The sequence below is a fragment of the Pseudomonas sp. P5_B3 genome (assembly GCF_056400405.1).
This window is the reverse complement of the sequence record NZ_JBFULI010000032.1, coordinates 70,923-79,875: the sequence shown is the minus strand read 5'-3', so window position 1 is coordinate 79,875 and position 8,953 is coordinate 70,923. Positions and strand designations below refer to the sequence as shown.

Here is an 8,953-nt window from a genome sequence, read left to right as displayed (position 1 = left end):
GTCACTCAGCATTCAACGGTCGAGGCCCTTGGTGGAATTCGGGAGCACCCCATATGAATCAGGCGCTGCCGAAGAAACTCTGGGATCGACTCGGGCTGGTCTCAATACTGGACACGATAACCCGGCTTAACCGCTTAACCTGAACCGCCGTATACGGAACCGTACGTACGGTGGTGTGAGAGGACGGCGGATGTAAATCCGCCTCCTACTCGATTATGAGAGAACACCCATGACCGCCGCCAAGAACCGTATTTTAGAGCTGCGCGCTGAGCTGGATCAGCACAACTATCGTTACCACGTGCTCGACGAGCCGAGCATTCCGGACGCCGAATACGACCGCTTGTTCAACGAGCTCAAGACTCTGGAAGCGGCCAATCCAGAACTGATCACCAGTGACTCGCCAACCCAGCGAGTGGGCAGCGCAGCGCTGTCGGCGTTTACCCAGGTGCGTCACGAAGTGCCGATGCTCAGCCTCGGCAACGCCTTCGAAGAAACCGACATGCGTGAGTTCGACCGCCGGGTGACCGAAGGCCTGGACCTGCCGGCCGGCGACCTGTTCGGTGGCGGCGCGACAGTCGAGTACAGCTGTGAGCCCAAGCTCGATGGCCTGGCCGTCAGCCTGCTGTATCAGGATGGCGTCCTGGTGCGCGGCGCGACCCGCGGCGATGGCACCACCGGCGAAGACATCAGCGTCAACGTGCGCACCGTACGCAACATCCCGCTCAAGCTGCACGGCACCGGTTGGCCGGCGACCCTGGAAGTGCGCGGCGAAGTGTTCATGTCCAAGGCCGGTTTCGAACGGCTCAACGCCACGCAGCTGGAAGTCGGCGGCAAGACCTTCGCCAACCCGCGCAATGCAGCGGCGGGCAGTTTGCGCCAGCTGGATTCGAAGATCACCGCCAATCGCCCATTGGAATTCTGCTGCTACGGTATCGGCCAGGTGTCGGCGGACATTGCCGATACGCACATCGGCAATTTGCAGCAACTCCAGGCCTGGGGCATGCCGATCAGCCATGAGCTGAAACTGGCGCACGGCATCGCCGAGTGCCTGGATTACTACCGCGACATCGGTGAGCGTCGTAGTGCGCTGCCGTATGAAATCGACGGCGTGGTGTTCAAGGTCAACAGCATTGCCTCCCAGCGCGAACTGGGTTTTCGCGCCCGTGAGCCGCGTTGGGCCATCGCCCACAAATTCCCGGCAATGGAAGAACTCACCGAACTGCTCGATGTGGAGTTTCAGGTCGGCCGCACCGGGGCGGTGACGCCGGTGGCGCGTCTGAAACCGGTCAAGGTCGCGGGTGTCACGGTGGCCAACGCCACGCTGCACAACATGGACGAAGTCGCGCGTCTGGGCCTGATGATCGGCGACACGGTGATCATCCGCCGCGCCGGTGACGTGATTCCGCAAGTGGTTCAAGTGGTCATGGAGCGTCGTCCGGAAAACGCCCGGCCGGTGCAGATTCCCGAGCAGTGCCCGGTGTGCGGTTCCCATGTCGAGCGCACGCAGCTGATCAAGCGCAGCAAGGGTCGCGAGACAGTCAGCGAAGGTGCGGTGTATCGCTGCGTCGGTCGCCTGGCCTGCGGCGCACAACTCAAGCAGGCCATCATTCACTTCGTTTCCCGTCGCGCCATGGACATCGAAGGCCTGGGCGAGAAGAGCGTCGAGCAACTGGTCGACGAAGGCCTGGTGAGTTCGCCGGCCGATCTGTACGCCCTGACTTTCGAGCAGATCGTCGACCTGGAAGGCTTTGCCGAGCTGTCGAGCAAGAACCTGCTCGGCGCCATCGAAGACAGCAAGAAGCCGAGCCTGGCGCGGTTCATCTACGCCCTCGGGATTCCCGATGTCGGCGAGGAGACGGCCAAGGTCCTGGCGCGCTCCCTGGGCTCGCTGGAACGGGTGCAGCAGGCCTTGCCACAGGTGCTGACGTACTTGCCGGACGTCGGGCTGGAAGTCGCGTACGAGATCCACAGTTTCTTCGAGGACGCGCATAACCGGCAGGTGATCGCCGATTTGCTCAGGCATGGCATGCAGATTCAGGATCAGGGCGAGTTGGGTGCCGAATTTGCCGCGAGCACCACGTTGGGCGGTTTCCTCGACAAGCTGCATATTCCGTCGGTCGGTCCGGGCGGGGCGCAGAAACTGGCAGACAAGTTCGGCTCGCTGCAGGCGGTGATCAGTGCAGATTGGCTGGACATGCGTCAGGCGCTGCCAGAGAAACAGGCCAATTCGGTGCGCGAGTTCTTTGCGGTCGAAGAAAATCGCCAATTGGCCGAAGCGGCCGAGAAACAACTGGCCGATTTCGGCATGCACTGGCAGAGCGAGAAGAAGGTCGTCGAAGGCTTGCCGCTGGCCGGGCAGACCTGGGTGCTGACCGGCTCGCTGGAGCTGATGAGCCGCGATGTGGCCAAGGACAAACTTGAAAGCCTGGGGGCCAAGGTAGCGGGCTCGGTGTCGGCCAAGACCCATTGCGTGGTGGCTGGGCCGGGTGCCGGGTCGAAGTTGACCAAGGCCAATGAGCTGGGGCTGAAAGTGCTGGATGAAGAGGCGTTTGTTGAAACATTGCGCGGGTACGGCAAGGTAGATTGAGTAGTAATTCAACCTGTAGGAGCGAGCCTGCTCGCGATGGTGGATCAGGCGCATTGATGTCGACTGACACTCCATCGCGAGCAGGCTCGCTCCTACAGGTGTTGCGTTCGACCTGGGAACGATCCTCCTTTGGAAATGATCTAGTCTCTGCAAGCCTCAGGGAGAGATCGCCATGTACCGTTTTTTCGAGCAGCTCAGCTCGCGCATCGCCGCGCCGTTCACGGCCGAAAGCTCGCGCAACAGCAAAATCTGGTCCTGTCGTTGCGGGCAGTCGCTGTTCTTTCGCAACAGCCAGTGCCTGGCCTGTTCGGCTGCGTTGGGCTATCAGCCGGAGCAGAGTCGCTTGTCTGCGCTGCAACCGGGTGTGCAAGCGGGCACCTGGCTGCTGGATGCCGATCCCGGGGCCGGCCTGTTTCGACGCTGCGCCAACCTCGACTCCCCGGCGGCCTGTAATTGGTTGCTGCCAGCCAATGACCATGACGTCTTGTGCATTGCCTGCAGCCTCAATCGCACCATTCCTGATCTGTCGATAGCCGACAACCACGAGCGCTGGCGCAAGGTGGAAACCGCCAAGCGGCGTCTGGTCGCGCAACTGCTCACCCTGGGGTTGCAGGTGATTCCCAAAACCGTCGATGAAGAGACGGGCCTTGCCTTCGATTTCATCGGCGCGGACCTCAAAGGCAAACCGCCGACCACCGGACACGCCAATGGCCTGATCACCCTTGATATCAAGGAAGCCGACGACGCGCACCGCGAGCAGGTGCGGGTGCAAATGCACGAACCCTATCGCACGTTGCTCGGGCATTTCCGTCATGAAGTCGGGCACTACTACTGGGATCGATTGATCGCCAATAGCCAGTGGCTGGAGCCTTTTCGCGGATTGTTCGGCGATGAGCGCGCCAGCTATGCCGAAGCCCTCGAGCGGCATTATCAGCAGAGCGCGCCGCTTGACTGGCAGCAGTACTACGTCAGCGCCTACGCCACCATGCACCCGTGGGAAGACTGGGCGGAAACCTGGGCGCATTACCTGCACATGATGGATGCGGTGGACACCGCGCTGGGCTTCGGTATGAGCGCCCGGGACATGGACTTCGACTATCAGCCGTTTCCGTTGGATACCCTCTACGATCCGCAGCATCCCGATGGCGCGGCATTTCTGTCGTTCGTCAATGCGTGGATCGAATTGGCCGGCATGCTCAACGAGCTATCGCGCAGCATGGGGCAGCCGGATTTCTATCCGTTCGTCCTGCCGCCTGCGGTCATTGCCAAGCTGCACTTTATTCATCTGGTGATTCAGCAGGCGGGCGGCAGGGCGGATGAGGTGCTGCAGGCGCAATAGCAAGTGCTTGAACCCCCTCATATTTTTAATCCGAAACCAACGGTTGTAACTTCGCCTCAGATAGGTACAATGGCGCGGCTCGCCGACAGGTGAGTGTCGTTATGGTGACCCCATCGGTCCCCCCGCAACGATCAACCGTGAACCCGGTCAGGCCTGGAAGGGAGCAGCCGCAGCGGTGACATTGTGTGCCGGGGTGTGGCTGGTGGGGTTACCACCTTAACGCCACGCGAGTGTTCTCTCGTGTTATTTATCTGAAAACAGACTTTCGCTAGCTGCCAGGATCTTGTCCGGGGCGGTTTTTCGTCGTTTGCAGTTTATCCACAGCCGCAGGCTCGCCACCGATATACAACCGAACAATCGCATCGATCTCCCCGGACATTTTCATCTGTACCAGGGTGCGCAGAATGCGCTGCACCGGCACTTGCGGGTCGTTGCGTACGTAGCAACCGACGTTCTGCTCCTGCAGCACCGCCACGCTGTGCAGCTGTTGGTCCGGCAGCAGGCGCTGATTGAACCAGTCCAGGCTCCATTGATTGCTGACGGCATAGCGGTTGCGGCCGGCGAGGAGTTTTTCCAGCACCAGTTCCTGATTGCGTGCGTCGTCGCGATACAGCTGGCCGGCGTCGAACAGCGGTTGCAGGGTCGGGTAGCTGTAGCCCAGCACGGTGCCGATGGACTGATCTGGCAATTCCGCCGGGTTCACAGCGGTGGGGTGTGCATTCCGGGTGATCAACAGGTCGGGCTGGGTAAAGAGCGGGATGCTCCAGAGATAATCGCCAGACTGATTGGGCAGCCACGATTGCGCGGCATAACAGCGGACATCGACCTCGCCTTGCTCCATGGCGTTTTGCACCCGTGCGCGGGGCAATACATGGAATTCGGCCGGTACGCCGACCTGAGTCGCGAGGCTGAGCATCACGTCATACAGGATGCCCTGGGTCGGTTTGTCCTGTTCAAGTTGCACCATGGGCATGGTCCAGCTGTCGGATATCACGAAACGTAGCGGCGCTTGCGCCGCCACGCTGTCCAGGCTGATCAACAGCAATGCCCCCAAGGCCAGCCGCATAAACCACTCCGTTAATAGCCCCCGATGTGCAGCTTAGCCACAATACACGAGCGCACCGGATGCAATTTGTGCCTTGCTCCGCTAGCATTAGGCGCTTCTGCTTCCTTCGCTGCGACGGTTTTCGATGAGTTATCAGGTTCTTGCACGTAAATGGCGTCCGCGCTCGTTCCGCGAAATGGTCGGCCAGACCCATGTGCTCAAGGCTCTGATCAATGCCTTGGACAGCCAGCGGCTGCACCACGCGTACCTGTTTACCGGTACCCGGGGGGTCGGCAAGACCACCATCGCGCGGATCATTGCCAAATGCCTTAACTGCGAAACAGGTATCACTTCGACCCCTTGCGGTGAATGCTCGGTGTGTCGCGAAATCGACGAAGGCCGCTTTGTCGACCTGATCGAGATCGACGCCGCGAGCCGCACCAAGGTCGAAGACACCCGCGAGTTGCTCGACAACGTGCAGTACGCCCCGAGCCGCGGGCGCTTCAAGGTCTACCTGATCGACGAAGTGCACATGCTCTCCAGCCATTCCTTCAACGCGCTGCTCAAAACCCTCGAGGAACCGCCACCCTACGTCAAGTTCATCCTGGCCACCACCGACCCGCAGAAACTTCCTGCAACGATTCTGTCGCGGTGCCTGCAGTTCTCCCTGAAGAACATGACGCCGGAACGCGTGGTCGAGCACTTGACCCATGTTCTGGGTGTCGAGAACGTGCCGTTCGAAGACGATGCACTGTGGCTGCTGGGCCGCGCCGCCGATGGGTCGATGCGTGATGCCATGAGCCTGACCGACCAGGCGATTGCCTTCGGTGAGGGCAAGGTCACGGCCGCCGACGTGCGGGCGATGCTCGGGACCCTCGATCACGGGCAGGTCTACGACGTCCTGCATGCGCTGATCGAAGGCGATGCCAAGGCGTTGCTCGAAGCCGTCCGCCACCTGGCCGAGCAAGGCCCGGACTGGAATGGCGTGCTTTCGGAAATTCTCAATGTGCTGCACCGCGTTGCCATCGCCCAGGCCTTGCCGGAAGGCGTCGATAACGGTCACGGCGACCGTGATCGCGTGCTGGCGCTGGCCCAGGCGTTGCCGGCCGAAGACGTGCAGTTCTACTACCAGATGGGCCTGATCGGCCGCCGCGACCTGCCGCTGGCGCCGGATCCCCGGGGCGGTTTTGAAATGGTGCTGCTGCGGATGCTGGCGTTCCGGCCTGCAGACACCGCGGATGCCCCGAGGCAACCGCTAAAGCCAGTGGGGATCAGCCAGGCCACAGTTGATTCCGCAAACTCAGTGGCTGCCGCGCCGGTTGTTGCGCCGGTAGTTGCTGCGGCCGTTGCACCGATAGCGGCTGCGCCAGTGGCGGCGCCTGCATCTGCACCGGAACCGGTAGCGCCGGCCGTTGTGCCAGAACCTGCGCCTGTGGTTGAAGCGGTCGTGGTCGAAGAGGTGGTCGACCTGCCGTGGAATGACCCGGTCGAGCCGGCGCCCGTTCAGCAACCGGCGGTGGAGCCGGTGCTGGAAACTGCCAGCGAACAACCCGAATTACCGCCGATGCCGTTGCCGACGCCGGACAGCGTGGTGCCGGACGCGCCTGAATGGGCTGCCGCGCCGATCCCGGAACCTTCGGTGGCCGACGTCGATGTCGCGACGCCGGGCATGGATCTGGATGACGAGCCGCCGCTGGACGAGGATTACATCGAGCCGGACATGGATTCGGCCTACAGTTACCTCGACGAGCTGGCCAGCGAGCATGCCGCCGACCCGGTTCCGGAGCCCGAGCCTGAGCCCGCGGCAATGCCGGCCACCGGTCTGGCCCTGCAATGGCTGGAGCTGTTCCCGAAATTGCCGATCTCCGGCATGACCGGCAGTATCGCCGCCAACTGCACGCTGATCGCGGTGGATGGCGACAATTGGCTGATGCACCTGGACCCGGCCCACAGTGCCTTGTTCAACGCCACTCAGCAGCGTCGCCTGAACGATGCGCTGAACCAGTATCATCAGCGCACACTGACCCTGAGCATCGAGCTGATCAAGCCAGAGCAGGAAACCCCGGCACAAGCGGCTTCGCGCCGCCGCGTCAACCGTCAGCGCGAGGCGGAGGAATCGATCCACGGTGATCCGTTCATCCAGCAAATGATGCAGCAGTTCGGTGCGGTGGTCCGTAACGATACTATTGAACCTGTCGACGCCCTGGTCACTCAGGGCTAATAACTGAAGGCGTTTGGCCGCATGGGCCGGGCGCTGTTTTAATCCAAGTACTTTTGAGGTGATTACCATGATGAAAGGTGGCATGGCCGGCCTGATGAAGCAGGCGCAGCAGATGCAGGAAAAAATGGCCAAGATGCAGGAAGAACTGGCCAACGCCGAAGTCACCGGTAAGGCCGGTGGCGATATGGTCACCGTGGTGATGACCGGTCGTCATGACGTCAAGAGCGTGACCATCGACCCAAGCCTGGTCGAAGGCATGAGCGAAGACGACAAGGAAATGCTCGAAGCGGTCATCGCATCCGCGGTCAACGATGCCGTGCGCAAGATCGAAGCCAACAGCCAGGACAAGATGGGCAGCATGACTGCCGGCATGCAACTGCCGCCGGGCATGAAACTGCCATTCTGATTCGCCTTCAGGCGGCAGATGAGTTACAAAAATGCCAGGCATAACGCCTGGCATTTTTGTTTCTGGCATTGGAAATGTGGTGTTTGAAATGCCGTCATCGCGGGCAAGTCGAATCGTCGCACCGCCGCTCCCACAGKGGATTCTCGCCGTACACAAATCCMCTGTGGGAGCGGCGGTGCGACGATTCGACTTGCCCGCGATGAAGTCGCCCAGGTGCAACTGAATAAACATCGAACGCCATACCGCCACAAAGGTCTGCTCCCTATATCACCGAGTTCCATCGATCACAGGAGACGCTGCCATGTCCGACCCCATGCCCCTCAATCAACGCATTGTCCTGGCTTCACGTCCGATAGGCGCGCCAACGCCGGAAAACTTCCGCATGGAGCGGGTGGCGCTGCCGGATCTGGCCGACGGTCAGGTGCTGCTCAAGACCGTTTTCCTGTCGCTGGATCCCTACATGCGCGGACGCATGAGTGACGCACCGTCCTACGCAGCACCGGTGGAAATTGGCGAAGTCATGACCGGCGGCGCTGTCAGCCGGGTCGAGCGCTCGCTCAATCCGAAGTTTCAGGAAGGTGATCTGGTGGTCGGTGCCACCGGTTGGCAGAGCCACAGCATCAATGACGGGCGCAGCATCATCCCGGTGCCGTCGGGGCTGCCAAGTGCTTCGATGGCCCTTGGGGTACTGGGTATGCCGGGCATGACCGCGTACATGGGCCTGATGGACATCGGCCAGCCGAAGGCCGGCGAAACCCTGGTGGTTGCAGCGGCCTCCGGCGCGGTGGGCTCGGTGGTCGGCCAGGTGGCGAAGATCAAGGGCTTGCGCGTGGTCGGTGTGGCGGGTGGAGCGAAAAAGTGCCGTTATGTGGTCGAAGAGTTGGGTTTCGATGCCTGCATCGACCACAGGAGCCCGGACTTTGCTGACGAGCTGGCGCAGGCCTGTCCCAAGGGGGTCGATATCTACTATGAAAACGTCGGCGGCAAGGTATTTGACGCCGTAGTGCCGTTGCTCAATCCCAAGGCGCGGATTCCACTCTGCGGCCTGATTGCCTCCTATAACGCCTATGAAGCGCCGAGCGGGCCGGATCGCCTGCCACTGTTGCAGCGCACACTGTTGACCAAGCGGGTGCGCATCCAGGGCTTCATCGTGTTCGATGACTATGGTGATCGCCAGCCGGAATTCCTCAGTGCCATGGCGCCCTGGGTACGCGATGGCAAGGTGAAGTTCCGCGAAGACGTGGTCGATGGCCTGGAGCAGGCGCCTGATGCGTTCATCGGCATGCTGGAAGGGCGCAACTTCGGTAAATTGGTGGTTCGGGTTGCCCGTGACTGAGTAATTGACGCTGCAATTT

General features: G+C 61.3%; 6 protein-coding genes, 1 other RNA gene and 1 pseudogene. 7 read left to right on the top strand and 1 reads right to left on the bottom strand.

Going from position 1 to position 8,953, the window contains the following annotated elements; all coding sequences use genetic code 11:
• From AC1DRN_RS19125 to ffs, 4 genes and pseudogenes are all read left to right on the top strand, one after another.
• Positions 1 to 143: pseudogene (locus AC1DRN_RS19125) on the top strand (group II intron reverse transcriptase/maturase); the annotation flags it as partial.
• An 86-nt stretch (positions 144 to 229) separates the two neighbouring features.
• The gene (gene ligA, locus AC1DRN_RS19120) at positions 230 to 2,587 is read left to right on the top strand and encodes an NAD-dependent DNA ligase LigA (protein WP_223462363.1); all 2,358 of its coding nucleotides are present in this window, start codon (positions 230 to 232) and stop codon (positions 2,585 to 2,587) included.
• A 172-nt stretch (positions 2,588 to 2,759) separates the two neighbouring features.
• Positions 2,760 to 3,926 carry a zinc-binding metallopeptidase family protein gene (locus AC1DRN_RS19115; RefSeq protein WP_223462362.1) on the top strand — a complete coding sequence of 389 codons (1,167 nt, stop codon included), beginning with the start codon at positions 2,760 to 2,762 and terminating at the stop codon, positions 3,924 to 3,926.
• A 111-nt stretch (positions 3,927 to 4,037) separates the two neighbouring features.
• An RNA gene (ffs, locus tag AC1DRN_RS19110) (signal recognition particle sRNA small type) lies at positions 4,038 to 4,134 on the top strand.
• 60 nt (positions 4,135 to 4,194) lie between these two features.
• Here the strand turns inward: ffs and AC1DRN_RS19105 are convergent.
• Positions 4,195 to 4,992, bottom strand: a complete 798-nt coding sequence (locus AC1DRN_RS19105) for a substrate-binding periplasmic protein (RefSeq protein ID WP_223462361.1) — start codon at positions 4,990 to 4,992, stop codon at positions 4,195 to 4,197.
• Between the two features lie 124 nt (positions 4,993 to 5,116).
• Between AC1DRN_RS19105 and dnaX the strand changes: the two genes are divergently transcribed.
• From dnaX to AC1DRN_RS19090, 3 genes are all read left to right on the top strand, one after another.
• Positions 5,117 to 7,192 carry a DNA polymerase III subunit gamma/tau gene (dnaX, locus tag AC1DRN_RS19100; RefSeq protein ID WP_223462360.1) on the top strand — a complete coding sequence of 692 codons (2,076 nt, stop codon included), beginning with the start codon at positions 5,117 to 5,119 and terminating at the stop codon, positions 7,190 to 7,192.
• Between the two features lie 67 nt (positions 7,193 to 7,259).
• Positions 7,260 to 7,598 carry a YbaB/EbfC family nucleoid-associated protein gene (locus AC1DRN_RS19095; RefSeq protein ID WP_007971455.1) on the top strand — a complete coding sequence of 113 codons (339 nt, stop codon included), beginning with the start codon at positions 7,260 to 7,262 and terminating at the stop codon, positions 7,596 to 7,598.
• 301 nt (positions 7,599 to 7,899) lie between these two features.
• Positions 7,900 to 8,934 carry an NADP-dependent oxidoreductase gene (locus tag AC1DRN_RS19090; RefSeq protein WP_223462359.1) on the top strand — a complete coding sequence of 345 codons (1,035 nt, stop codon included), beginning with the start codon at positions 7,900 to 7,902 and terminating at the stop codon, positions 8,932 to 8,934.
• Positions 8,935 to 8,953: the final 19 nt, after the last annotated feature.

Excerpts from the sequence above, each read along its gene's own strand:
- ligA (WP_223462363.1), top strand. The coding sequence starts at position 230 with ATGACCGCCGCCAAGAACCGTATTTTAGAGCTGCGCGCTGAGCTGGAT.
- AC1DRN_RS19115 (WP_223462362.1), top strand. The coding sequence starts at position 2,760 with ATGTACCGTTTTTTCGAGCAGCTCAGCTCGCGCATCGCCGCGCCGTTC.
- AC1DRN_RS19105 (WP_223462361.1), bottom strand. The coding sequence starts at position 4,992 with ATGCGGCTGGCCTTGGGGGCATTGCTGTTGATCAGCCTGGACAGCGTG.
- dnaX (WP_223462360.1), top strand. The coding sequence starts at position 5,117 with ATGAGTTATCAGGTTCTTGCACGTAAATGGCGTCCGCGCTCGTTCCGC.
- AC1DRN_RS19095 (WP_007971455.1), top strand. The coding sequence starts at position 7,260 with ATGATGAAAGGTGGCATGGCCGGCCTGATGAAGCAGGCGCAGCAGATG.
- AC1DRN_RS19090 (WP_223462359.1), top strand. The coding sequence starts at position 7,900 with ATGTCCGACCCCATGCCCCTCAATCAACGCATTGTCCTGGCTTCACGT.